21 protein-coding genes and 1 pseudogene are annotated in these 21,911 nt (G+C 67.9%); 10 read left to right on the top strand and 12 right to left on the bottom strand.

Annotated elements, in window-relative coordinates; translation table 11 throughout:
* The first annotated feature begins 35 nt into the window (after window positions 1-35).
* Window positions 36-497, top strand: a complete 462-nt coding sequence (locus ACQ86G_RS05675; RefSeq protein WP_431259688.1) for a GNAT family N-acetyltransferase — start codon at window positions 36-38, stop codon at window positions 495-497.
* A gap of 49 nt (window positions 498-546) precedes the next feature.
* Here ACQ86G_RS05675 and ACQ86G_RS05680 read toward each other — a convergent pair whose 3' ends face one another.
* Window positions 547-1,158, bottom strand: coding sequence for a diguanylate cyclase domain-containing protein (locus ACQ86G_RS05680; RefSeq protein ID WP_431259689.1), 612 nt, complete (start codon window positions 1,156-1,158; stop codon window positions 547-549).
* A 309-nt stretch (window positions 1,159-1,467) separates the two neighbouring features.
* On the opposite strand from ACQ86G_RS05680, the gene ACQ86G_RS05685 reads away from it, so the two are divergent.
* From ACQ86G_RS05685 to ACQ86G_RS05695, 3 genes are read left to right on the top strand one after another with little or no spacing between them, the layout of a single operon-like run.
* The gene (locus ACQ86G_RS05685; protein WP_431259690.1) at window positions 1,468-2,022 is read left to right on the top strand and encodes an ECF-type sigma factor; all 555 of its coding nucleotides are present in this window, start codon (window positions 1,468-1,470) and stop codon (window positions 2,020-2,022) included.
* Between the two features lie 57 nt (window positions 2,023-2,079).
* Window positions 2,080-4,803, top strand: a complete 2,724-nt coding sequence (locus ACQ86G_RS05690; RefSeq protein ID WP_431259691.1) for a protein kinase domain-containing protein — start codon at window positions 2,080-2,082, stop codon at window positions 4,801-4,803.
* 29 nt (window positions 4,804-4,832) lie between these two features.
* Complete coding sequence (locus ACQ86G_RS05695) at window positions 4,833-5,222, top strand: hypothetical protein (protein ID WP_431259692.1); 390 nt, start codon at window positions 4,833-4,835, stop codon at window positions 5,220-5,222.
* A gap of 245 nt (window positions 5,223-5,467) precedes the next feature.
* Here the strand turns inward: ACQ86G_RS05695 and ACQ86G_RS05700 are convergent, their stop codons facing one another.
* Together ACQ86G_RS05700 and ACQ86G_RS05705 are read right to left on the bottom strand one after the other, a co-directional pair.
* Window positions 5,468-5,821 carry a hypothetical protein gene (locus tag ACQ86G_RS05700; RefSeq protein WP_431259693.1) on the bottom strand — a complete coding sequence of 118 codons (354 nt, stop codon included), beginning with the start codon at window positions 5,819-5,821 and terminating at the stop codon, window positions 5,468-5,470.
* Window positions 5,800-6,105 (bottom strand): hypothetical protein, encoded by a 306-nt coding sequence (locus tag ACQ86G_RS05705; protein ID WP_431259694.1) that lies wholly within the window; start codon window positions 6,103-6,105, stop codon window positions 5,800-5,802. Before ACQ86G_RS05705 ends, ACQ86G_RS05700 begins: the two co-directional genes overlap by 22 nt.
* Before the next feature lie 63 nt (window positions 6,106-6,168).
* Here ACQ86G_RS05705 and ACQ86G_RS05710 point away from each other — a divergent pair, with 63 nt between their 5' ends.
* Window positions 6,169-6,693: a hypothetical protein gene (locus ACQ86G_RS05710; RefSeq protein WP_431259695.1), complete on the top strand. Its 525-nt coding sequence runs from the start codon at window positions 6,169-6,171 to the stop codon at window positions 6,691-6,693.
* Between the two features lie 202 nt (window positions 6,694-6,895).
* Window positions 6,896-8,872, top strand: coding sequence for an RDD family protein (locus tag ACQ86G_RS05715; RefSeq protein WP_431259696.1), 1,977 nt, complete (start codon window positions 6,896-6,898; stop codon window positions 8,870-8,872).
* 13 nt (window positions 8,873-8,885) lie between these two features.
* On the opposite strand, the pseudogene ACQ86G_RS05720 reads toward ACQ86G_RS05715, so the two are convergent.
* Window positions 8,886-9,376, bottom strand: a pseudogene (locus tag ACQ86G_RS05720) (TerB family tellurite resistance protein).
* Window positions 9,377-9,538: 162 nt separating this feature from the next.
* On the opposite strand from ACQ86G_RS05720, the gene ACQ86G_RS05725 reads away from it, so the two are divergent.
* The gene (locus ACQ86G_RS05725; protein WP_431259697.1) at window positions 9,539-10,504 is read left to right on the top strand and encodes a hypothetical protein; all 966 of its coding nucleotides are present in this window, start codon (window positions 9,539-9,541) and stop codon (window positions 10,502-10,504) included.
* 115 nt (window positions 10,505-10,619) lie between these two features.
* Here ACQ86G_RS05725 and ACQ86G_RS05730 read toward each other — a convergent pair whose 3' ends face one another.
* The 7 genes from ACQ86G_RS05730 to glpD form a co-directional block, all read right to left on the bottom strand.
* Entirely contained in the window at window positions 10,620-12,332 is a 1,713-nt protein-coding gene (locus tag ACQ86G_RS05730) for an ABC transporter substrate-binding protein (RefSeq protein ID WP_431261341.1), read from the bottom strand.
* A 134-nt stretch (window positions 12,333-12,466) separates the two neighbouring features.
* Window positions 12,467-12,775: a DUF2160 domain-containing protein gene (locus tag ACQ86G_RS05735; protein ID WP_431259698.1), complete on the bottom strand. Its 309-nt coding sequence runs from the start codon at window positions 12,773-12,775 to the stop codon at window positions 12,467-12,469.
* A 12-nt stretch (window positions 12,776-12,787) separates the two neighbouring features.
* Complete coding sequence (locus ACQ86G_RS05740; protein WP_067279465.1) at window positions 12,788-13,600, bottom strand: carbohydrate ABC transporter permease; 813 nt, start codon at window positions 13,598-13,600, stop codon at window positions 12,788-12,790.
* On the bottom strand, window positions 13,593-14,480 hold the full coding sequence (locus ACQ86G_RS05745; RefSeq protein ID WP_431259699.1) for a carbohydrate ABC transporter permease: 888 nt from the start codon (window positions 14,478-14,480) through the stop codon (window positions 13,593-13,595). Before ACQ86G_RS05745 ends, ACQ86G_RS05740 begins: the two co-directional genes overlap by 8 nt.
* Window positions 14,477-15,610 carry an ABC transporter ATP-binding protein gene (locus ACQ86G_RS05750; protein ID WP_431259700.1) on the bottom strand — a complete coding sequence of 378 codons (1,134 nt, stop codon included), beginning with the start codon at window positions 15,608-15,610 and terminating at the stop codon, window positions 14,477-14,479. Before ACQ86G_RS05750 ends, ACQ86G_RS05745 begins: the two co-directional genes overlap by 4 nt.
* Complete coding sequence (locus ACQ86G_RS05755) at window positions 15,610-16,680, bottom strand: ABC transporter ATP-binding protein (protein ID WP_431259701.1); 1,071 nt, start codon at window positions 16,678-16,680, stop codon at window positions 15,610-15,612. The genes ACQ86G_RS05750 and ACQ86G_RS05755 overlap by 1 nt, the downstream gene beginning before the upstream one ends.
* Window positions 16,681-16,774: 94 nt before the next feature.
* The gene (glpD, locus tag ACQ86G_RS05760) at window positions 16,775-18,445 is read right to left on the bottom strand and encodes a glycerol-3-phosphate dehydrogenase (protein ID WP_431259702.1); all 1,671 of its coding nucleotides are present in this window, start codon (window positions 18,443-18,445) and stop codon (window positions 16,775-16,777) included.
* Between the two features lie 167 nt (window positions 18,446-18,612).
* Here glpD and ACQ86G_RS05765 point away from each other — a divergent pair, with 167 nt between their 5' ends.
* The 3 genes from ACQ86G_RS05765 to ACQ86G_RS05775 all read left to right on the top strand — a co-directional run bounded on the left by ACQ86G_RS05765 (window position 18,613) and on the right by ACQ86G_RS05775 (window position 21,294).
* On the top strand, window positions 18,613-19,377 hold the full coding sequence (locus tag ACQ86G_RS05765) for a DeoR/GlpR family DNA-binding transcription regulator (protein ID WP_431259703.1): 765 nt from the start codon (window positions 18,613-18,615) through the stop codon (window positions 19,375-19,377).
* 37 nt (window positions 19,378-19,414) lie between these two features.
* Window positions 19,415-20,908 carry a glycerol kinase GlpK gene (gene glpK, locus ACQ86G_RS05770; protein ID WP_431259704.1) on the top strand — a complete coding sequence of 498 codons (1,494 nt, stop codon included), beginning with the start codon at window positions 19,415-19,417 and terminating at the stop codon, window positions 20,906-20,908.
* Between the two features lie 125 nt (window positions 20,909-21,033).
* Window positions 21,034-21,294 (top strand): hypothetical protein, encoded by a 261-nt coding sequence (locus ACQ86G_RS05775; RefSeq protein ID WP_431259705.1) that lies wholly within the window; start codon window positions 21,034-21,036, stop codon window positions 21,292-21,294.
* A gap of 4 nt (window positions 21,295-21,298) precedes the next feature.
* Here the strand turns inward: ACQ86G_RS05775 and ACQ86G_RS05780 are convergent, their stop codons facing one another.
* Window positions 21,299-21,877, bottom strand: a complete 579-nt coding sequence (locus tag ACQ86G_RS05780) for a TMEM165/GDT1 family protein (RefSeq protein WP_431259706.1) — start codon at window positions 21,875-21,877, stop codon at window positions 21,299-21,301.
* Between the last annotated feature and the right edge of the window lie 34 nt (window positions 21,878-21,911).

Below are 21,911 nucleotides of genomic sequence, written 5' to 3' on the forward strand. Positions count from 1 at the left end.
CAACCCGGGCCTCGGCCCTCAGCCCCCTCGCGCGCATGTCCCCTGATCTCGTGATCCGCCCGATCGCTCCCTCCGACCTCGCCGGCTGGCGGCCGCTCTGGGACGGCTACAACGCGTTCTACGGACGCCTCGGCGAGACCGCCCTGCCCGAGGCGGTCACCGCGTCCACCTGGTCGCGCTTCTTCGACGAGCGCGAGCCCGTGCACGCCTTCGTCGCGGTCCTCGACGGCCGCCTGGTCGGCCTGACGCATTACCTGTTCCATCGCAGCACGTCGCGGATCGAGGACACCTGCTACCTGCAGGACCTGTTCACCGCCGAGGCGGTCCGCGGGCGCGGCGTCGGACGCGCACTGATCGCGGCCGTCACGGCGGCCGTCCAGGCGCGCGGCGGGCATCGCCTCTACTGGCAGACGCACACGACCAATGCCGCCGGCCGCGCGCTGTATGACCGCGTCGCGGAACACAAGGGATTCATCGTCTACGGCCAGGACTTCTGACCCGCGCGAAGGAACGGCGCCGGAGACGGCGCGCGGTCCGGGTCCGGGCTCAGAACATCCGGCGACGCAGGTCCTGGCGCGCGCTCTCCGCGAGGTCGGTGCCGCGGGCGCCGCCTTCCGGGAAGGACGCCATGCCCATCTGCAGGCGCACATGCATCGTCACGGCGTCCACGCCGTAGGGCGCCTTCAAGGCCACCGCCAGACGATGCTGCACCAGGTGCGACTCCGGGATGCCGGCCTCCAGCAGCAGCACCGCGAAGCTCGTCTCGCCCACCTGCAGGACCATGTCGGTCCCGCGCACCCGGCTGCGCAGACGGCGACCCACGGCGGCCATCAGGCCGTCACGGGCCTCGAGCGCGGCGGCGCGGGCGTCGACGCCCTCGCCCTGCTCGGGGGATCCGGTCCCGGCGGACGCAGCCGGGCCCGGGGCGTCCGACGCCTGACTGGTCATGTCGGGCTCGACCTCCAGCCACAGCACCGACAGATGCCCGCCGTAGCGGCGGCACTGCGTCAACTGGCGCGAGATCATGAGGCCGAACTCGGCCAGCGAATCCACCCGCGGCACCCACAGCGCCGGGGTCTGCCGCGGCGGCTTGACGCAGCCGGTCCGGACCTGCTCCATGGCGTCGGCGGGCGCTACGGCGGCGGTGGACAGACTCATGCGCAACTGCTCCAGGCGGATGACGGGTCACGCCCGCGCGCCGTTGCCGGCGGTCCGCGGGGTGCGAATGATGCGGGGGTGAGGACACGACCCGCTGAAGCAGCCCGATCCATGCCGGCCTCCCTTGCCACATTGACCAAGCCGTGTCCTCATCTATCTAAAACGGATCCCTGGCGGCCATCCCGACATCCGCTAACAAATATCTTCTAAGTGGAAACCCTTGAAATGACGCCAGGAGGGTTCGGATCGCGTCATCCGTCGCCCCAAGCCCTGTAACAAGGTCATACGGGGCCGCTAGAGTTCCGCTCCATGAAGGACATCACCGAACTGCTGCACGATGCCGGTCAAGGGGACCGGGCCGCCGCCGACCAGGTGGTGGCGCAGCTGTACGGCGACCTTCAGCGCCTGGCGCGCCAGCGCATCCGTCAGGCAGGAGACCTGACCCTGCTGGACACCACGGCGCTGGTGCACGAGGCGTGGCTGCGGCTCGCCGGCGCGCAGGGGCAGACCTTCCCGGACCGGCGCCACTTCCTGGCCTATGCGGCCCGCACGATGCGTCACGTGGTCATCGACCTGGTGCGCGCGCGGCAAGCCGAGCGCCGCGGCGGCAACCAGCCCGACCTGACGCTGAACACCGCGGTCGTCGAGGGCACGCCGCAATCCGACGACCACATCCTGCGCGTGCACGAGGCGCTGGACGAGCTGGCGACGATCGACCCGCGCCTGGCGCAGGTCGTGGAGATGCGCTACTTCGGCGGCCTGCTCGAGCAGGAAATCGCGGAAGCCCTCGGTGTCACGGAACGGACGGTCCAGCGCGACTGGCAGAAGGCGAGAATCCTCCTCTCGCTGAGCCTCAAGGACTGACCCCCGGGTCGGCACCGGGCTCGGTCCCACCGCACAAGACGCACAAGACGCCCACCGATGGACGCACTCGATAAACAGCGCTGGATCGCGCTGAGTCCGCTGCTCGACGAACTCCTGGACCTGGAGGGGCCGGACCGTGCCCGCCGGCTGGCGGAGATCCGGGCCGGCGACGTCGCGATGGCCGAGCACCTCGAAGCGCTGCTGGCGCGCGACGAGGCGCTGAACGAGGACGCGTTCCTGGAGCAGCCCGCGGCGGAGTCGCTGCAAGGGCCTATCCCCTCGGCGGTGCCGCCGCTGGACTTCCGCGGCGAGTCGCTCGGCCCGTACGAGCTGGAGCGTGAGCTCGGCCAGGGCGGCATGGGCGCGGTGTGGCTGGCGAGCCGGGCCGACGGCCGCTTCGAGGGCCAGGTCGCGGTCAAGTTCCTGAAGTCCGGGCTCTTCGGCAAGGGCGACAGCGGGCGCTTCGAGCGCGAGGGCCAGATCCTCGCGCGGCTCTCGCATCCCAACATCGCGCGGTTGCTGGACGCGGGCGTGCACAACGGGCACCAGCCCTACCTGGTGCTGGAGTATGTCGACGGCCTGCCGATCGACCGGTACTGCCAGATCAACGCGCTGGACGTCGAGTCGCGCATCAAGCTCTTCCTCGACGTGCTGGCGGCGGTGGCGCACGCGCATTCGCGGCTGATCCTGCACCGCGACCTGAAGCCGAGCAACATCCTGGTCACGCACGACGGACAGGTGAAGCTGCTGGACTTCGGCATCGCCAAGCTGCTGGACGACGCGACGCAGTCGGGCATGGCGACCGAGCTGACGCAGCGGGCGGGCAGCGCGTTCACGCCGCAGTACGCGGCGCCGGAGCAGGTCCAGCAGGCCGACGTCACGACGGCGACCGACGTCTACGCGCTGGGCGTGCTGCTGTACCAGCTGCTCGGCGGACGCCACCCGACGGCGGACGACACGCAGACCCACCTGGACCGGCTGCGCGCCGTCGTCGAACTGGTGCCCAAGCGCCTGTCCGATGTGGCGCGCGATCAGCTCGACCCGGTCATTGCGCGGCAGTCCAAGCTGCTCAAGGGCGATCTCGACACGATCGTCAGCAAGGCGTTGAAGAAGCGGCCGGCTGAACGTTACGCGAATGCCGAGTCGATGGCTGTCGACCTTCGGCATTGGCTGGCGCACGAGCCGATCACGGCAAGACCTGACACGCGGTTCTATGTGCTCAGGCGCTTCGTGCGACGGCACCGGTTGAGCGTGGCGGCGAGCAGCCTGGCCGTGCTCGCGATGATGTCGCTGACGGGCATCAGCGTGCTGCAGGCCAGACGCGCGGAACGGGCGGAGCACCAGGCGCAGGAGCGGAGACAGCAGGCGGAAGACTTGCTCAGCTACATGCTCGGAGAGTTCGCGGACAAGCTGCGACCTGTTGGCCGGCTGGAGCTGTTGGACAGCGTCGGGAGCAAGGCCCTGACTTACCTCGCGCAGGACCAGGACGCCACGCCGATGGAGCGGCTGCAGCGCGCCAAGGCGCTCACCGTGATCGGCGAAGTGCGCGTGTCCAAAAGAAATCTGAAGGAGGCGCTGGAGCCGCTGACGGCCGCCCGCAAGCTGTTGGAAGGCCTCCCGCCCTCGGACGCACTGACCGGTGAATGGCGCAAAGCACAAGGCGCCGCTGCCTTCTGGGTCGGGCATGCCCATTACTACTCGCGCGAACTGGACAAGGCGACAGAAGCTTGGCTTGCCTATCGTGATGCCGAGCAGGCCTGGGTCGACGTAGAACCGAAGAACCGGGAGGCATTGATCGAACTCTCGTATGCCTACAACAGCCTCGGAACAGCACGGCTCGAGACCGCTGACCTGGAAGGCGCGCTAGACCATTTCAAGCGCTCGATCACCTACAAGCGTGAAGCGGTAGCGAGTGCCGACCCGAAGGACATGGGCGTCCGGGGCGATCTGGCCGACAGCCTCAGCTGGCTCGGGACGACCTATTTCATGAAGGGACAGACGCGGGCCGCGGAGACCATGTTCTCCGAGGCAACGGCAGTCATCGCGGGCGTCCGATCATTCGCCCCGGGTGACGGGGCGTGGGCCTACAGAGAGGCTTTCATGCGCAGGTGGCGAGCTGAAGCGCTCTTCCGACTTGCCAAACGCCCGGAGGCAATTCAAGAGGCCCGAACGTCGGTCGAGTTGCTTCGCGCGTTACATGCGCAAGATCCGGCAAACGCTCAATGGTGGCTCAATCTCATCCTGAGTCAGGTGGCGGCGCTGGACTTCGAGTGGCAGGCTTTGTCCTCCTCAGACCGCCTTAGCCGGGTCAATCAGGTGAGGACTCAAATCGAGCAGTTCTCCAAGGCAAAGCCAGCGAGCAATCCAAGACTGCTTGAAGCCTGGGGGCGCTGGTCCGTGCTATTGGCGAAAACCTTGGCCGTGCAGGGAGACGTTGCAGGCGCGATGAAGGTACTGAATGACGAGGCTGACTCTGAGAATTCCATGAAGTCGGTGGCGTTGCCGGACCTTCGATCAGTGTCAATTTACGTCGAGACGCGACTTCAATTGATTGCTCTGGCGCGCGCGCATCCCGATGCGCTCGGTTCAGTGGATCTTCCGCTCAGATGCAAAGAGATCGATGACATCACAGTGAAGATACCTGCCGCAATTGGTGTTCATCGGCTGATTACCCAGGCCTGGGTTGAGGCCCAATCCTGCCTGGGACGGGGACAGAGGGAGGAAACCAGACGCGCGGCCGAATGGCTAGCGCGCGATCGATCTCTTGAGTCACCAACCTAAATTCCAAACCACCGCTCAAGGAGAGATCAATGTCCTATTCTGTTTTCGTCGAGGCGAAAGTCAGCACCGATGGCAACTTTGCCGACTGCAAATACTTCAAGGACTACGAGGGAACTGAAGAGATCCCAGGCTCCGACATCCACATTCCCATTGACGCGGGCCAGTGCACTTTCTCCCAAGCGGAAAGCACGGAGCTGCTCCTGATCGGCGCCACGTTCAAGACAATTGGTTCGGCACCAGGCATGAACGCCAGCAACTTCTCGCCTGCGGACGACGAGAACAACGTCAGCTTCACGATGCCCACGACGGCCTCGATCATCAAAGGCGTGGTGTTGCTGTTCTCGACGCCGGGTGTCGTCGAGAACCTCTACCCGAGCAGCGACCCGCAGGTGCTCAACGACGGCCCCGCTACCTGCTGACCGTTGCGCGTGCCGGTCTTCCTACATGCCGATCTCGCGCAGCCAAGACCGGCGCGGAGCGCTTGGGCCTCAATACGGCCCGTTTTTTCCGATGTCGTTGCGAGTAGGCCTGAACCGGCCAACCCCAGCACGTCATGGCTTGCATTGGCGATTTCGAAAACGCAAAGCCAGTTGGGTGCGCGGGTGCTGGAGGAACGCCGGGTCGTGGAAGACCTGTTCTCGCCTGTGTTGGGCTTCGCTCGGAATCACTGAGGCCGGAGCGCGACTAGCGCCTCCTCCGCCATGACCCGTCCCAGCCGGGACGGGTCCACCCGATCCATCACGCGCGCGTCGAGCGCGAATTCCTTCTGCTGCGTGTAGGCCACCGCGCCTATCCTCGGCTGGCTGCCGGCCGCCTGCGGTCCGAGCATCCCGAACACCGGATAGACGCGCAGCCGCGCGATCAGCAGTCCCTGCGCCGCATCGGCGAACACCGCCGTCTCCAGCACCCGCGTGCAGCCGCGCCGCTGCACCTCCGCGAGCAGCCCCTGCAGGTTGCGCGGCACATCGGTCGCGGCCACCGGCAGCACCACGTTGATCACGGGGAAGCCGGCTGCCACGAGCGGCTCCGCGCCGCGAGGTTGAAGGCGCCGTTGGCCTCGTCCCAGCGCCGGTTGGCCGCGGGCTGGTCGGGATCGAAGTTGCGGCCCTGGCCGAAGAGCATCACGCACGGCGCACCGTTCGCCGTCGGCGCCGGGCCCGATGCCGGCGCGGCCATGACGGGCGGTGCCACCGGCCCCTGCGCCCGCGCGGGCAGTGACGCCACGGCCAGCAGGCCGACGGCGGCAGCCGCAGCAACGGCGGCAACAGGCGCAAGCGCCTTTCGGAAGTGCGGTCTCGACATGGGTCGGATTGTGCGCCGCGGGGATCGCCGCACAATGGCCGTTCCCCCTTGCTGGAGAGAACGATGCGCGAATGGACGAGCCTCGGCCCGCTGGCCGCGACGACCCTGACGGTGGTGGCTGCCGTGGCATTGGCCGGCTGCGCCACGCCGGTGAAGGACGAACGCATGCGCGCCGGCACGACGACCGCCGCCGAGGTGCAGCAGTACTACGGCCCGCCGACGCGCGTCTGGCCGGAGGCCGACGGCGGCCAGACGCTGGAGTACGCGACGCAGCCCTTCGGCCGCACCTGCTACATGGTCCGGCTGGATGCGCAGGCGCGACTCGTGAGCGTGGTCGACGGCCTGTCCCCCGCCAGCCGCGCCCGCATCGTGCCGGGCCTCACCTACGAGCAGGTGACGCGGATGCTCGGCCAGGAGCGCAAGCGCATGTTCTTCAAGCTCAGCGGCGAGGACGTCTGGGACTGGAGCATCGAGCCGGAGATGAACGGCTACCTGCTGCGCTTCAACGTCCACTTCAAGCAGGGCGTGGTGGTGCGTACCTCGCAGAGCGTGGTCTATCCGGACCGGCGGTTCCTGTGGGATGACTGAGGCGGGCGAGGCAGCGTCGCGACCGGGCACCACCGCTCGCCTGAGCACACGCCGCTCGCGCGCCGCGGGTTCTCCTCCCAAAGGGGGAAGCCCTTCCGCTCCCCTGTGACGGAATCAATACAGCCGACGCGCTGTCGTCGCGCTGACGCGCGGCGCGGTTCACACCCTCTTTACACTTCCCGCCCAAGAGGGAGAGAAGAGGATGTCGAACCAATCCGTCGGCCTGGCGCCCCGCGCGCTGGCCATGGTCATCGACGGCGCATTGATGATCGCCGCGAGCACCTTGTTGATGTGGGCCGTGTACGGCGACCCGGTGTCGAAGTGGAACGATCTGCGCCCCGGCACCATCGCCATCAACTGGCTGCTGCCGCTGATCGTCTGCGTCGTGTTCTGGAGCTGGCAGGGCGCCACGCCCGGCAAGCTGGTCGCCGGGATCAAGGTCGTCGACGCCCGCAGCGGCGGACGCCCGTCGCCCGCGCAGGCCCTGATCCGCTGGTTCGGCTATCTGCTGTCGGCGATCCCGCTGTTCGCCGGCTTCCTGTGGGCACGCGTCGACGCCGAGGGGCGCACCTGGCATGACCGCCTGTCCCGCACCGCCGTCGAGCGCAGCCGCGACGCCCCCGCCGACGGCGAGGGCCTGCTCATCGGCTACATCGCCAGCCACTGGCGCGGCGAGCAGAGCCTGGCGCAGAGCTTCTGGATCAACCACGTCCTGCTGACCTGGCCCCTCGCGGCCGGCGTGCAGGGCCTGGTGGCCTGGCTCGCCACCAAGAGCGACGGCCTGCAGGGCGTCGCGATCGCGCTGCTGATCGTCTGGCCGCTGCTGATCCTCGTCGAGATCTGGAGCGCCGTCGGCACCTGGCGCTCGGTGAGCGGCTATGTCGAGGCGGGTGGCTCCGCCCTCCTCTCCGGTCTCGCGCGGCTGTCCCTGCTGGGGTCCTTCCTGCAGATCGCGTTCTCGCTGGCGCTGGGCGTGTTCGGGGAACTCCCCGAGCTGTGGAAGCTCGCCCGCGGCATCGACCCGATCGGCAACGTGCGCCTGGTCGTCAGCGGCGACGGCCGCACGATGCAGCTGAACGGTCCGATCGGCGCCGGCGACGCCGGCCGGCTGAGGTCGCTGCTCGAGACCTCCCCGGGCGTGCGCCTGCTGGAAGTGGCGTCCCCCGGCGGCCGCGTCACCGAGGCGGAGCGCATGGTCGCGCTGATCCGCCAGCGCGGTGTCGGCACGCGCGCGATCGGCAATTGCGAGAGCGCCTGCACGCTGATCTTCCTGGCCGGCAACAAGCGCCAGCTGATGCCCGGTGCGCAGCTGGGCTTCCACCGCGCCAGCAGCGGCACCTACAACCCGGCCTTCGACGAGATCGCCAACCAGGAACTCGCCCGGACCTATCGCCGCATGGCGCTGCCGGAGGAATTCATCCAGAAGACGCTCAACACGCCGTCGCGCACCATGTGGTACCCGCCGCCGGCCGACCTGGTGCGCCACTCCCTGATCCAGCCGCCGCCGAGGACGCTGGACGTCGCCCTGCCCGACGGCGACAAGCCGGGCCAGTACGCGCCGCTGAGCGACTACGTCAACGCGTTGCGGGCCAGCGACGCCTGGTTCCGGCTGGACCAGCGCTTCCCCGGCTTGATCGACGACGCCGCCGGCCGCATGCGCGCGGCCCACGTCGCGCTGGCCGGATCGGAGCACGCCGTCGCCGGGGCGCAGATCGCGGCGCAGGGCGCGCTGGCGCCCAACGTGCGCGAGATGCTGCTGAACGGCTCGCGCGACCTGCGCCGCCGTTACCTGCAGGTGGTGCGCGCACAGCTGACCGCGGCCCAGGCGCTGGGCGCCGAGACCTGCCAGTCGTGGTTGTCCGGCTCGCCCGTGCCACGCCGGCTGCTGCCGGAGGACGCCATGGCGCTGGAAGCCCTCTGGCTGACCGACGCCGCGGGCGAAGTGCTCCCCACGCGGACCCGCGCGCCGCAACCGACGCCGCTGGAACTCGAGGTCGTGAGCCGGACCGTCGGCGCGACCGCCTCGGGCGCGTTCTCCAAGCTGTGGACCGACGGCGACGCCGGACCCGCGCCCATCACGTGCGAGCGCGCCGCCCAGGTGCTCGACCACATCCAGCGCAGGACGGTGGGAGCGCCGCGCGAACTGGCGGAGCGGGTGGTGTTCCAGAACGCGCGCTGAGCGCGCGACCGGGTCAGTCGTCCTCGCCGAGGCCGGCCGCCGCCTTCGCACGGAGCCGCGCGTGGTGGTAGGCCCCCTGCGGGATGTGCAGCAGATCGGCGATGCGCCACATCGTGTGGCGCTCGATGTCGCCGAGCCGGCCGTCGGCATAGGCCACCCCCACATCAGCTCGATCAGACGCAGCTTGGCGGACATGTCCCAGCGCTCGTCGACCGGCGAGGTGAAGGCGAACAGGTCCGACGCCGTGCGGGCGGTGCGTTCGGCCTGCGCCGTCAGCGCATCGGCCTCGTCCTCGGGCAGCGCGAACAGCGCGGTGAGCGCCCGTCGCACCGCGGCGCGCTCGGCACCGGCGCCATCCGTATCCGCGCGCATCACCTCGACCAGCAGCACGGCCGCCGCCAGCGGCAGCGACGGCGCCCCCCGCGCGAGCGCCCGAACTCGTCGTCCGGCGCCAACGTGTCGAAGAGGTCCATCAGCGACTTGAACATGGACCGATGGTGGCATGTCCGCAGCCGCGGGGCTTACGCATGACTTAAGAGGGACGACCAGAGGGTGTGCCCACCCTCCCCCCTCAGGGTGTGTAAGGCTTTACAGTGGCCGCGCTCCCGCGCTCCCGCGACCATCCGCGCCGACGGCAACACCGCCGTCGCTCATAGGGAGAGAGTTTTGAAGAAGATGCTTCTGCTGACCGGCGCCCTGCTGGTCGCATCGGCCGCGCATGCCGACTGGATTCCTCGCATCGTCGAGCGTCATTTCACGACCACCATCACCCTCAACGGGGGCACGAACCAGATCAATTCGGCCTACGAGGGTGAGCTCTACACCGCCGCCTATGCCATCGTCGACACCGGCAAGCGGCTGCAGACCACGATCAATGCCGCGATGGCGCAGACCTTCGCGGAAAAGGGTGGCAGCCTGAATTCCGGCGCGCTGACCGGCCCCTATCGTGTGCGGCTCACACCGAACGGCGGCGAGACCAACTTCTGGATGACCGGTGCCAACTACGTGGCCACCGGCACCGCCTCCGGCAAGTACTCCGGCATCAGCTACACCTGTTACCTGACGATCAAGCTGAACGACATCCAGGCCGTCGCGCGCTTCGCCGGCGGCGCGCTGGTCACCGGCAGCGGCTCCACCACCTATGCCCGCGACGTCAGCGCCAGCTGCTCCACGGCGATCAGCTGGATGCCGATCTTCGGCGACATGGCGGAGCGCTTCGCGCAACGCATGGCCGTCAGCATTGCCAACGGCGCCATCGACAGCTACGCCAAGGGTCTGTTCGACGATGTGGTGAACCGCTATGCCGGTGCACCCTCGAGCGCGCTGGACCGCGTGGCCAACACCATCACGGCGGTCACACAGGCCAACGGCGTGACGGTCGACGTGCCCAGCATCATGAGACTGGTGACGGACAACCAGGGATCGATCGACATGACGCTCGGCACCTTCGCCCCGAACTTCACCAAGTTCGGCGTCGGCGCCCCGGATTCCAACTTCCTGGTCGGCCAGGTGCTGGACTTCAACTTCAGCCATCCCTGGATCGGCAACTTCCGCATGGGACTGGTGGACAACACGCAGGTGCGCTGGATCTACCAGTGCCCGGGCGGTTCGCGCAGCTGCCAGATCCCCTGAGGACCTTCCCCGCCCGGGCGCGATGCCGCGCCCATGACGGACAAAGGCCGCGCCCGAGGGCGCGGCCTTTTCATTCACGAACCGGGTCCACCGGTTCGACGCAGGCAGGGCGGCTTCAACGCACCTTGCCGTCCTTCCACGCATTCAGCAGCTTCTCGTAGGCGATGGTCTCGCCCTTGGGCTTCTCGTTGGCCAGCTTGGCCCACGGCGCGCCCTTGTCGGACAGCCACTTCTTCGGGTCTTCCTTCTTGTTGAGCTTGGGCGCGCACTTGGCCATGCCGGCGCGCTCCAGCCGCGCCATGACCGCATCCATCTCGTCGGCCAGCGTGTCCATCGCGGCCTGCGGCGTCTTCTCGCCGGTCACCGCCTGCGCCACGTTCTTCCACCACAGCTGCGCCAGCTTCGGATAGTCCGGCACGTTGGTGCCCGTCGGCGTCCACGCCACGCGCGCCGGCGAGCGGTAGAACTCGATCAGGCCGCCGTACTTGGTGGCGTTCTTGGTGAAGTAGTCGCTGCGGATGTCGCTGTCGCGGATGAAGGTCAGGCCCTGGATGCTCTTCTTCAGGCTCACCGACTTGGCCGTCACGAACTGCGCGTACAGCCAGGCCGCCGCGGTCCTGTTCGCGTCATGCCCGCTGAAGAAGGTCCAGCTGCCCACGTCCTGGTAGCCGTTCTGCATGCCGTCCTTCCAGTACGGCCCGTTCGGTCCCGGCGCCATGCGCCACTTCGGCGTGCCGTCCGCGTTCACCACCGGCAGACCCGGCTTGACCATGTCCGCCGTGAAGGCCGTGTACCAGAAGATCTGCTGCGCGATCTGACCCTGCGCCGGCACCGGACCCGATTCCCCGAAGGTCATCCCGGTCGCTTCCTTGGGCGCGTACTTCTTCATCCAGTCGACGTACTTGGTCAGCGCGTAGACCGCCGCCGGCGAGTTGGTCGCGCCGCCGCGCGCCACCGAGGCGCCCACCGGCGTGCACTTGTCGTCGGCGACGCGGATGCCCCACTCGTCGACCGGCATGCCGTTGGGGATGCCCTTGTCGGCCGCGCCGGCCATCGACAGCCACGCGTCGGTGAAGCGCCAGCCCAGCGACGGGTCCTTCTTGCCGTAGTCCATGTGGCCGTAGATCGGCTTGCCGTCGAGGGTCTTCACGTCGTTCGAGAAGAACGCGGCGATGTCCTCGTAGGCGCTCCAGTTCAGCGGCACGCCCAGGTCGTAGCCGTACTTGGCCTTGAACTTGTCCTGCAGGTCCTTGCGCGCGAACAGGTCGGCGCGGAACCAGTACAGGTTGGCGAACTGCTGGTCGGGCAGCTGGTAGAGCTTGCCGTCCGGCGCCGTCGTGAAGCTGGTGCCGATGAAGTCCTTCAGGTCCAGGTCCGGATTCGTCCACTCCTTGCCCGCGCCGGTCATGTAGTCGGAAAGATTCATGATCTTCCCGTACCGGTAGTGCGTGCCGATCAGGTCGGAGTCGGAGATCCAGCCGTCATAGATGCTCTTGCCCGACTGCATCGAGGTCTGCAGCTTCTCGACGACGTCGCCTTCCTGGATCAGGTCGTGCTTGACGGTGATGCCGGTGATCTCGGCGAAGGCCTTGGCCAGCACCTTGCTCTCGTACTCGTGCGTGGTCAGCGTCTCCGACACCACCGAGATCTCCTTCACGCCCTTGGCCTGGAGCTTCTTGGCCGCCTCGATGAACCACTTCATCTCGGCCGTCTGCTTGTCCTTGGACAAGGTCGACGGCTGGAATTCGCTGTCGATCCACTTCTTCGCCTCAGCCTCGCCGGCCCATGCCGTCGTGGCGCCCAACGCCAGCAATGCGGCCACGGCCAGCGCGGAATACTTGCTCTTGTTCACGCTTGTCTCCTGTGTCTGTCGAATCTCCCCCTGCATGAGGACGAATCGCGGCTCCGGGGGAACGGGAAAGCCGAATTCCTTGAAGCTTCAACTACTCGAACACTGCTCGTTCAACCCTTGCGTAAGATCAGGCCCAGCACCAGCATCGACGCGACGAAGCTGATCCACACGCTGGGCTCGGCCTCGAGCTGGAACCACTCGGCCATCTTCGCGCCCAGGCCGACGAAGGCCAGGTTGAGGTACGCGGCCGTCAGCAGGCCGATGAACAGCCGGTCGCCGCGCGTCGTGCGCATCGGCAGCCAACCCTTGCGCAGCGTCGTCGGCGACTTGATCTCCCACACCGTCATGCCGATCAGCATCAGCACCACGCAGCTGAAGAAGACGGCCACCGGCGTTGTCCACACCATCCAATCGAACATCGTGGACCTCCCTTAGACACGGCCCATCGCGAAACCCTTCGCGATGTAGTGACGGACAAACCAGATGACGATCGCACCCGGCACGATGGTCAGCGTACCGGCGGCGGCCAGCGTCGCCCAGTCCATGCCGGAAGCGCTGACGGTACGCGTCATCGTCGCGACGATGGGCTTGGCGTTGACGCTGGTCAGCGTGCGCGCCAGCAGCAGTTCCACCCAGCTGAACATGAAGCAGAAGAACGCCGCCACGCCCACGCCCGCCTTGATCAGCGGCAGGAACACGGTGAGGAAGAAACGCGGGAACGAGTAGCCGTCGATGTAGGCGGTCTCGTCGATCTCGCGCGGGATGCCGCTCATGAAGCCTTCCAGAATCCACACCGCCAGCGGCACGTTGAACAGCAGATGCGCCAGCGCGACGGCGATGTGCGTGTCCATCAGCCCCAGCGTCGTGTAGAGCTGGAAGAAGGGCAGCAGGAACACCGCCGGCGGCGTCATGCGGTTGGTCAGCAGCCAGAAGAAGACGTGCTTGTCGCCGAGGAACGAATAACGGCTGAACGCGTACGCCGCCGGCAGCGCCACGGCGACCGAGATCACCATGTTGATGCCGACGTAGATCAGGCTGTTGATGTAGCCGCTGTACCAGGACGGGTCGGTGAAGATGGTCTTGTAGCTGGCCAGGGAGAAGTGCTGCGGCCAGAGGCTGAAGCTGGAGAGGATCTCCTCGTTGGTCTTGAAGCTCATGTTGACCATCCAGTAGATGGGCAGCAGCGCGAAGAGCAGGTACGCGATCAGGAAGATCGTGCGCTTGCGGAAACGACGCTCATCCATGGCCAGCCTCCGAGGTCTTGTCTTGGGTGCCGAGCGACTGCATCCAGTTGTAGAGGATGAAGCACAGCAGCAGGATGATGAGGAAGTAGATCAGCGAGAACGCCGCGGCGGGGCCGAGGTCGAACTGGCCGACCGCCTTCTGCGTCAGGTACTGGCTGAGGAAGGTGGTCGCGTTGCCGGGACCGCCGCCGGTGAGGACGAAGGGCTCGGTGTAGATCATGAAGCTGTCCATGAAGCGCAGCAGCACCGCGATCATCAGCACGCCCCGCATCTTGGGCAGCTGGATGTAGCGGAACACGGCGAACTTGCTGGCGCCGTCGATGCGCGCGGCCTGGTAGTAGGCATCGGGGATGGAGCGCAGTCCGGCGAAGCACAGCAGCGCCACCAGCGGCGTCCAGTGCCAGACGTCCATGATGAGCACCGTCACCCAGGCGTCGGTCGCGTCGCCGGTGTAGTTGTAGTCCACGCCCAGCGCCTGCAGCGAGGCGCCCAGCAGGCCGATGTCCGCGCGGCCGTAGATCTGCCAGATCGTGCCGACGACGTTCCAGGGAATCAGCAGCGACAGCGCGACGATCACCAGCACCAGCGATGAGCGCCAGCCCTGCGCCGGCATCGACAGCGCCAGGCAGATGCCCAGCGGGATCTCGACCAGCAGCACCGCCAGCGAGAAGCCCAGCTGGCGCAGCAGCGCGCCGTGGAGCTCCTCGTCGCGCATCACCGCGGCGAACCACTCGGTGCCGACGAAGACGCGCCGCTCGGGCGAGATGATGTCCTGCACCGAGTAGTTCACCACCGTCATCAGCGGCAGGATGGCCGAGAAGGCCACGCAGATGAACACGGGCAGGACGAGGAACCAGGCCTTCTGGTTGATCGGTTTCATGCGAGGCCCTCCGTGGTCGCCGCGATCAATCGCTCGTCGGCGCCGTAGAAGCAGGTATGGGGATTGAGCACGCGCAGCGCCACGGTGGCGCCGGTCTCGGGCGGCTGTGCATGGGCGGACAGGCGCGCCTTCAGCGTGTGCGGGCCGACCTTCGCGGTGAGCAGCCAGTAGGTGCCGATGTCCTGGACCTGGCTGACCACGCCGGTGATCGTGCCGGGCAGCGCGGGGACGCCGTCGCTCACGTCGTCGACCTCCACGTATTCGGGCCGGATGCCCACCATGAACGGCTCCGCGCGAGACAGGGCCGCACCGGAACCCGGAGGCACCGAGCCGGCCACCGGCTGCCCGGCGACGCTCAGTCCGCCGCCGTCCTCCAGCGCCGCCGGCAGGAAGTTCATGCCGGGCGAGCCGATGAAGTGGCCGACGAAGCGGTGGCTCGGGCGCTCGAACAGCTCGCCCGCGGAACCGACCTGCACCGCGCGGCCGCGCGTCATGACGACGATCTGGTCCGCGAAGGTCAGCGCCTCGACCTGGTCGTGGGTGACGTAGATCAGCGTGAGCTTGAGCTCGTTGTGGATCTGCTTGAGCTTGCGACGCAGCTGCCACTTCAGATGCGGATCGATGACGGTCAGCGGCTCGTCGAAGAGCACCGCCGAGACGTCCTCGCGCACCAGCCCGCGGCCGAGCGAGATCTTCTGCTTCGCGTCGGCGGACAGGCCGGACGCGCGCTGGTTCAGCTGGCCGTTGAGTTCCAGCATCTCGGCGATCCTGCCGACGCGCGCCTTGATCCTGTCGGCCGCCACGCCGCGATTGCGCAGCGGGAAGGCGAGGTTCTCGGCCACCGTCATCGTGTCGTAGATGACGGGGAACTGGAACACCTGCGCGATGTTGCGCTGCTGCGGCGTCAGCGCGGTGACGTCGCGGCCGTCGAAGCGCACGCTGCCCTGCGAGGGCCGCAGCAGCCCGGAGACGATGTTCAGCAGCGTCGTCTTGCCGCAGCCCGACGGGCCGAGCAGCGCGTAGGCGCCGCCGTCCTCGAACGTCATCTTCAGCGGCAGCAGCGCGTAGTCGCTGTCCTCCTTCGGGTCGGGACGGTACGCATGGGCGAGGTCCAGGTCGATGCGGGCCATCAGCGGGCTCCCCGGCGCTCGGGGGCGCGTGTCAGCAGGCCGGCCGCGTCGAAGACGTGGACGTGGGCGGCGTTGAGGTACAGCGTCAGCGGCGCGCCGAGCTCGAAGTCGTGCACGCCGGTCAGCTGCGCGACCAGCTCGCCGATCTGCGTGCGCGCATGGACGAAGGTGTCGGAGCCGGAGATCTCGGCCAGCTCGACCTCGCCCTGGATCGCGATGTCGCCGGGCCGCTGCGTCACGCGCAGCGCGCTGGCGCGCACGCCCACCGTCACGCCGCCCTGCCCGGGCAGCGCCAGGTCGAGGCCTGGCCGCAGCTGCAGCCGGTCGCCCAGGCCCTGCGCGATGAGCAGGTTCATCGGCGGATCACTGAAGGCGCGCGCGACGCGCAGCGACGCGGGGCGGTGGAAGACCTCGGCGGTCGGGCCGTACTGGAGCAGCTCGCCGGCGTCCATCACCGCGGTGTAGCCGCCGAGCTGGAGCGCCTCGGCCGGTTCGGTGGTCGCGTAGACCACGGTCGACTCCCCGGCGGCGAAGAGCTGGCCGAGTTCCTCGCGCAGTTCCTCGCGCAGCTTGTAGTCGAGGTTCACCAGCGGTTCGTCGAGCAGCATCAGCGGCGCCTGCTTGGCCAGCGCACGCGCCAGCGCGACACGCTGCTGCTGGCCGCCGGACAGCTGCGCGGGCAGCTTGTCGAGGTGCATCTCGATGTGGAGCTTGTCGGCGAGTTCATCCACGCGCCGGCGGATCGCATCGCGGTCGAGCTTGCCGCGCAGCTTCAGCGGCGACGCGATGTTGTCCCGAACACTCATCGACGGATAGTTGATGAACTGCTGGTAGACCATCGCGACGTCGCGCTTGCGCACCGGCCAGCCGGTGACGTCCGTGCCGTCGACGGTCACGCTGCCCTCGCTGGGCTTGTCCAGGCCCGCCATCAGGCGCATCAGCGTCGTCTTGCCGGCCTGCGTCGCGCCCAGCAGCACGGTGACCGCGTTCGGCACCAGCCGGAGGTCCATCGGGTACAGGTGCTGCTGCGCGCCGACCTTGTGGCTCACGCCGCGCAAGGTCAGCTCCATGGTGTCGGCTCCATCGATGTGTCTCTTCGCATGTCGTTCTTGTGGATCGGTCTCTGGATCGGAATCTCGGCCCGGCGCCCGCGCCGGGGTCAGGTCATGCCGCCGCGGCCGGCGGATTGGCCCAGAGGTGCTCGCGTTCGGCGAACCACTGGAGCACGGCCATCCGCTGGCCCTCGGTGTAATGCAGTCCGAGCTTGGAGCGGCGCCACAGCACATCGTCGGCCGCGCGCGCCCATTCCTCGCGGACCAGGTATTCGAGCTCCGCCTGGTGCAGCCCGGGGGCAATTTCCGGACCAAGGTCGTCCAGCCGTTCCGCGCCGCCGAGCACGCGCCCGAGGCGCGCGCCGTAGGCCCGCGCGAGACGGCGGGCCAGCGACGGCGGCAGCCACGGATGGCGCTGGCCGACGGCGGACAGCAGGCGCTGGAAATCGGTGTCGGGCCGCTGCGGCGCGCCGATCCAGTCGCGCAGGTCGCCGCCGGGCAGGTGCGCATGCTCGGTCCAGGCGCGACGGCGGTCGCCGAGCAGATCGCCCAGCAGATCGGCCGCGTCCTCGGCCAGCTTGCGGAAGGTCGTGATCTTGCCGCCCCACACGCTCAGCAGCGGCGCGCCGCCGTCCGAGTGCGTCTCGAGCAGGTAGTCGCGCGTCACGGCGGACGGATCGCCGGAGGCGTCGTCCAGCAGCGGGCGCACGCCGGCGTAGGTCCACACCACGTCCGAGGCGACCACCGGCTCGCGGAAGTAGCGGCTCGCCTGCTCGCAGAGGTAGGCGATCTCGCGCTCGTCGATGCGCGCCTTGCCGAAGCCGGCCAGCGCGTCCGGTGCCAGCTCCACGTCGGTCGTGCCGATCAGCGTGAAGTCGTCTTCGTAGGGGATGGCGAAGATGATCCGCTTGTCCGGGTTCTGGAAGATGTAGGCGTGGTCGTGCTGGAAGCGCTTGTTGACGATGATGTGGCTGCCCTTGACCAGGCGCAGGCTCTTGGTCGCGAGCGCCTCGCCACGCGCAGGCGCGGCGACTTCGCGCAGGAAGCCTTCGGCCCACGGGCCGGCCGCGTTGACCAGCGCGCGTGCCTTCAGCGTGCGGTCGCCATCGGCGCAGCGCAGCGTCGCGGTCCAGTGATCCGCATGCCGCTTCGCGGCCGTGACCGTCGTGCGGGTATGCAGCACGGCGCCGTGCTCGCGCGCGTCCAGCGCGTTCAGCAGCACCAGCCGAGCATCGTCCACCCAGCCGTCGGAGTAGACGAAGCCCTTGGTGTACTCGGCCTTCAGCGGCTCGCCGTAGGGGGAACGGCGCAGGTCCACGCCCTCGGAGCCCGGCAGCACCTCGCGCCGCGCCAGGTGGTCGTACAGGAGCAGGCCGATGCGGATCATCCAGGCCGGGCGCATCGCCGCGTCGTGCGGCATCACGAAGCGCAACGGCCACATGATGTGCGGGGCGCTGCGCAGCAGCACCTCGCGCTCCTGCAGCGCCTTGCGCACCAGCGAGAACTCGTAGTACTCGAGGTAGCGCAGCCCGCCGTGGATCAGCTTGGTCGACGACGACGAGGTGTGCGCCGCGAAGTCCGAGGCTTCCGCCAGCACGACTTTCCAGCCGCGGCCCGCGAGGTCGCGCGCGATGCCGGCACCGTTGATGCCGCCGCCGACGACGAGCACGTCGCATGCCCCGTCCGCGCCGGGGGAGCCGGACGCATCGCGCGCACCGACGGCGCCTGCATCGGGAGCGGCGCGGTCGGTGGAAGTCGGGTCGGGGAACGAGGCGGCGGTCAAGGTGTCTCCTTGGATCGAATTGGCCGGACAGTCAAACGGCCACCCTGCGATGGCCGTTGGAAAGTTCGCAATTCTGTTCTTCTTTTTCTTTTTAGCGCGAATATGCGCGTTTTGACTGAGGGTTAACCCGGTCAATTGTTCGTTTCGGTTCCTTTAGCCTGCGCGCCATGAATCCGAACCCCCGTCAGAACGATCTGCTGCAGGAGGTGCGCGCCCATGGATCGGTGAGCGTCGAGTCGCTCGCCGAGAAGTTCGGCGTGACGCTGCAGACGGTGCGCCGGGACGTGCAGCGCCTGTCCGAAGCCGGCCTGGTGCAGCGCTTCCACGGCGGCGTGCGCGTGCCCTCGTCGACCACCGAGAACATCGCCTACCGCCAACGCCAGGCCATGCAGGCCGACGGCAAGGCGCGCATCGCGCGCGCCATCGCGGCGCGCATCCCGGCCGGCTGCTCGCTGATCCTGAATCTCGGCACGACGACGGAGGCGGTGGCGCATGCGCTGCTGCGCCACAAGGGCCTGCGCGTCATCACGAACAACCTCAACGTCGCGATGATCCTGAGTGACAACCCGGACTGCGAGCTGGTGATGGTCGGCGGCTCGGTGCGGCACCGCGACCGCGGCATCGTCGGCGAGGCGGCCGTCGACTTCATCCGCCAGTTCAAGGTGGACATCGGACTGATCGGCATCTCGGGCATCGAGTCCGACGGCAGCCTGCGCGACTTCGACTACCGCGAGGTGATGGTGGCGCGGACCATCGTCGAGCACTCGCGCGAGGTGTGGGTCGCGGCGGACGCGACCAAGTTCAACCGCCCCGCGATGGCCGAGGTCGCCCGATTGCCGCAGATCGACGCGCTGTTCACCGACGAGCCGCCGCCGGAGCCTTTCCCCGCGCTGATGGCGGATGCGGGCGTGGAGCTCGTGGTCGCGCCGTAGCATCGCGACACCAAGAACACAACGAACGAGACAAGCCATGACCTACCTGCTCGCCCTGGACCAGGGCACCTCGAGTTCGCGCGCGATCGTCTTCGACGCGCAGGGGCGCATCGTCGCGATGGCGCAGCGCGAGTTCCGCCAGATCTATCCCCAGCCGGGTTGGGTCGAGCACGATGCCGATGAAATCTGGGAATCGCAGCTCGCCGTCGCGCGCGAGGTGCTGACCAAGGCGTCGCTGAAGGCCTCGGAGGTCAAGGCGATCGGCATCACCAACCAGCGCGAGACCACGCTGGTGTGGAACCGCAAGACCGGCCGGGCCATCCATCACGCGATCGTCTGGCAGGACCGTCGTGCCGAGCCGCAATGCGCCGCGCTGCGCGAGCAGGGCCACGGCCCGCGTATCCAGGAGAAGACGGGGCTGGTGGTCGACGCGTATTTCTCGGGGACCAAGCTGCAGTGGATCCTCGACAACGTCAGCGGCGCGCGCGACGCGGCGGAGCGCGGCGAGCTCGCGTTCGGCACGGTCGACAGCTGGCTGATCTGGAAGCTCACGAACGGCGAGGTGCACGTCACCGACGTCAGCAATGCCTCGCGGACGATGCTCTTCAATGTGCGCGAGAACAAGTGGGATGAAGAGCTGCTCGCGCTGCTGCGCATCCCGAAGTCGCTGCTGCCCGAGGTGAAGCCGTCGGCGTCCGAATTCGGCCGCGTGGCGCCGGAGCATCTCGGCACGGCACTGATGATCGGCGGCATCGGCGGCGACCAGCAGAGCGCGCTGTTCGGACAAGCCTGCTTCGAGGCGGGCATGGCGAAGAACACCTATGGCACCGGCTGCTTCATGCTGATGCACACGGGGCCGCGCTTCCAGACGAGTGCGAACGGACTGATCACGACGAGCGCGGCGCAGATCGACGCGACGCCGCAATACGCGCTGGAAGGCAGTGTCTTCATCGGCGGCGCGGTGGTGCAGTGGCTGCGCGACGGGTTGAATGCGATCAAGGGCAGCGGCGAGGTGCAAGGGCTCGCGGAGAGCGTGCCCGACGCAGGCGGCGTGATGTTCGTGCCGGCCTTCACCGGACTCGGCGCGCCGTATTGGGACGCGGAGGCGCGCGGCGCGATCGTGGGTCTGACGCGCGGATCGACGGTGGCGCACATCGCGCGCGCGGCGCTGGAAAGCATCGCGTTCCAGAGCGCGGCACTGCTGCAGGCCATGAGCCGTGACGCGGTGGCGGCCGGTGGCGCGCCGGTCAGCGAGCTGCGCGTCGATGGCGGTGCGTGCGTGAACGACCTGCTGATGCAATTCCAGGCGGACCTGCTCGGCATCCCGGTCGTGCGTCCGAAGGTGATCGAGACGACGGCGCTCGGCGCGGCCTACCTCGCCGGCCTCACGGCGGGCGTCTACGGCAACCTCGGCGACATCGGCCGCAACTGGCAGACGGAACGCACTTTCCGCCCGACCATGTCGCGCGACCGCGCCGAGACGCTGATGGCGCAGTGGGAGCGTGCGGTGAGGCAGGCCTCTGCGCGCTGACCGGATTCCTCTTCGGAGGGCCACATTCAGAGGGTCAGGTCTTCACCCCTCAATGACTGATTTGAGGAAGTGCCAGACGAGATCGGCGTGCCTAGAGTTGCGAGCTTCCATTGAAGAGAAGCCGCATGACCAAACCTTTTGAACTGATCAAGATGGGCACGTATGGCGAGGGCCAGGTGCTCAACATTCCCGATGAAGTCCGAGACGAACTTCGCTTGGCGCCGGGGGACCGGGTTGAGTTTCTCAGGCTTGCTCCCCACGAGTACCTGATCTATTCGGCAGAACATCCGCTCAGCCTTCAAGGCATGATCGGGAAGCCCAAGCGCAAGGTGACGATCAAGGACATGAACCGGGCTATACGAGCCCGGGGAGGTCATGTCCGTTGATTGATCAGAACCCGATCGACTCGCCGGCACCGAGCAGCGTCAAGACGCCCAGCACCGCGAAGATGATCGCCGCGATGCCGTGAACCAGCCGCACCGGCATCTTGTGCGCGAGCTTGTCGCCCACGAACACCGCCGGCACGTTGGCGATCATCATCCCGAAGGTCGTGCCCGCGACCACCGGCCACAGGTCGTTGAAGCGCGCCGCCAAGGCCACCGTCGCGATCTGCGTCTTGTCGCCCATCTCGGCCAGGAAGAAGGCCACGATCGTCGTGCCCAGCACGCCCAGGCGGAACTTGCCGCCCGTCTCCTCTTCATCGATCTTGTCGGGGATCAGCGTCCACGCCGCCATCGCGATGAAGCCCACGCCCAGCACCCAGCGCAGCGTCTGCGGTGACACCTGCGTCGTGATCCAGCTGCCGACGGCGCCGGCACACGCGTGATTCACCAGGGTCGCGATCAGGATGCCCAGAACGATCGGTCCCGGCTTGCGGAAGCGCGCCGCCAGGATGAAGGCCAGCAATTGGGTCTTGTCGCCGATTTCGGCGAGGGCCACGAGGCCGGTGGAGATGAGGAAGGCTTCCATGAAAGACTCAGCGGCCGAGACATACCAATGACCA

This window comes from Roseateles chitinivorans, from assembly GCF_050632145.1.
In the GTDB taxonomy this organism is placed as follows: Bacteria; Pseudomonadota; Gammaproteobacteria; order Burkholderiales; family Burkholderiaceae_C; genus Roseateles; species Roseateles chitinivorans_B.

What these genes read in the sequence shown, in the direction of transcription:
- ACQ86G_RS05675 (WP_431259688.1), top strand. Translation starts at nt 36, where the DNA reads ATGTCCCCTGATCTCGTGATCCGCCCGATCGCTCCCTCCGACCTCGCC.
- ACQ86G_RS05680 (WP_431259689.1), bottom strand. Translation starts at nt 1,158, where the DNA reads ATGAGTCTGTCCACCGCCGCCGTAGCGCCCGCCGACGCCATGGAGCAG.
- ACQ86G_RS05685 (WP_431259690.1), top strand. Translation starts at nt 1,468, where the DNA reads ATGAAGGACATCACCGAACTGCTGCACGATGCCGGTCAAGGGGACCGG.
- ACQ86G_RS05690 (WP_431259691.1), top strand. Translation starts at nt 2,080, where the DNA reads ATGGACGCACTCGATAAACAGCGCTGGATCGCGCTGAGTCCGCTGCTC.
- ACQ86G_RS05695 (WP_431259692.1), top strand. Translation starts at nt 4,833, where the DNA reads ATGTCCTATTCTGTTTTCGTCGAGGCGAAAGTCAGCACCGATGGCAAC.
- ACQ86G_RS05705 (WP_431259694.1), bottom strand. Translation starts at nt 6,105, where the DNA reads ATGTCGAGACCGCACTTCCGAAAGGCGCTTGCGCCTGTTGCCGCCGTT.
- ACQ86G_RS05710 (WP_431259695.1), top strand. Translation starts at nt 6,169, where the DNA reads ATGCGCGAATGGACGAGCCTCGGCCCGCTGGCCGCGACGACCCTGACG.
- ACQ86G_RS05715 (WP_431259696.1), top strand. Translation starts at nt 6,896, where the DNA reads ATGTCGAACCAATCCGTCGGCCTGGCGCCCCGCGCGCTGGCCATGGTC.
- ACQ86G_RS05735 (WP_431259698.1), bottom strand. Translation starts at nt 12,775, where the DNA reads ATGTTCGATTGGATGGTGTGGACAACGCCGGTGGCCGTCTTCTTCAGC.
- ACQ86G_RS05740 (WP_067279465.1), bottom strand. Translation starts at nt 13,600, where the DNA reads ATGGATGAGCGTCGTTTCCGCAAGCGCACGATCTTCCTGATCGCGTAC.
- ACQ86G_RS05745 (WP_431259699.1), bottom strand. Translation starts at nt 14,480, where the DNA reads ATGAAACCGATCAACCAGAAGGCCTGGTTCCTCGTCCTGCCCGTGTTC.
- ACQ86G_RS05750 (WP_431259700.1), bottom strand. Translation starts at nt 15,610, where the DNA reads ATGGCCCGCATCGACCTGGACCTCGCCCATGCGTACCGTCCCGACCCG.
- ACQ86G_RS05755 (WP_431259701.1), bottom strand. Translation starts at nt 16,680, where the DNA reads ATGGAGCTGACCTTGCGCGGCGTGAGCCACAAGGTCGGCGCGCAGCAG.
- ACQ86G_RS05765 (WP_431259703.1), top strand. Translation starts at nt 18,613, where the DNA reads ATGAATCCGAACCCCCGTCAGAACGATCTGCTGCAGGAGGTGCGCGCC.
- glpK (WP_431259704.1), top strand. Translation starts at nt 19,415, where the DNA reads ATGACCTACCTGCTCGCCCTGGACCAGGGCACCTCGAGTTCGCGCGCG.
- ACQ86G_RS05775 (WP_431259705.1), top strand. Translation starts at nt 21,034, where the DNA reads ATGACCAAACCTTTTGAACTGATCAAGATGGGCACGTATGGCGAGGGC.
- ACQ86G_RS05780 (WP_431259706.1), bottom strand. Translation starts at nt 21,877, where the DNA reads ATGGAAGCCTTCCTCATCTCCACCGGCCTCGTGGCCCTCGCCGAAATC.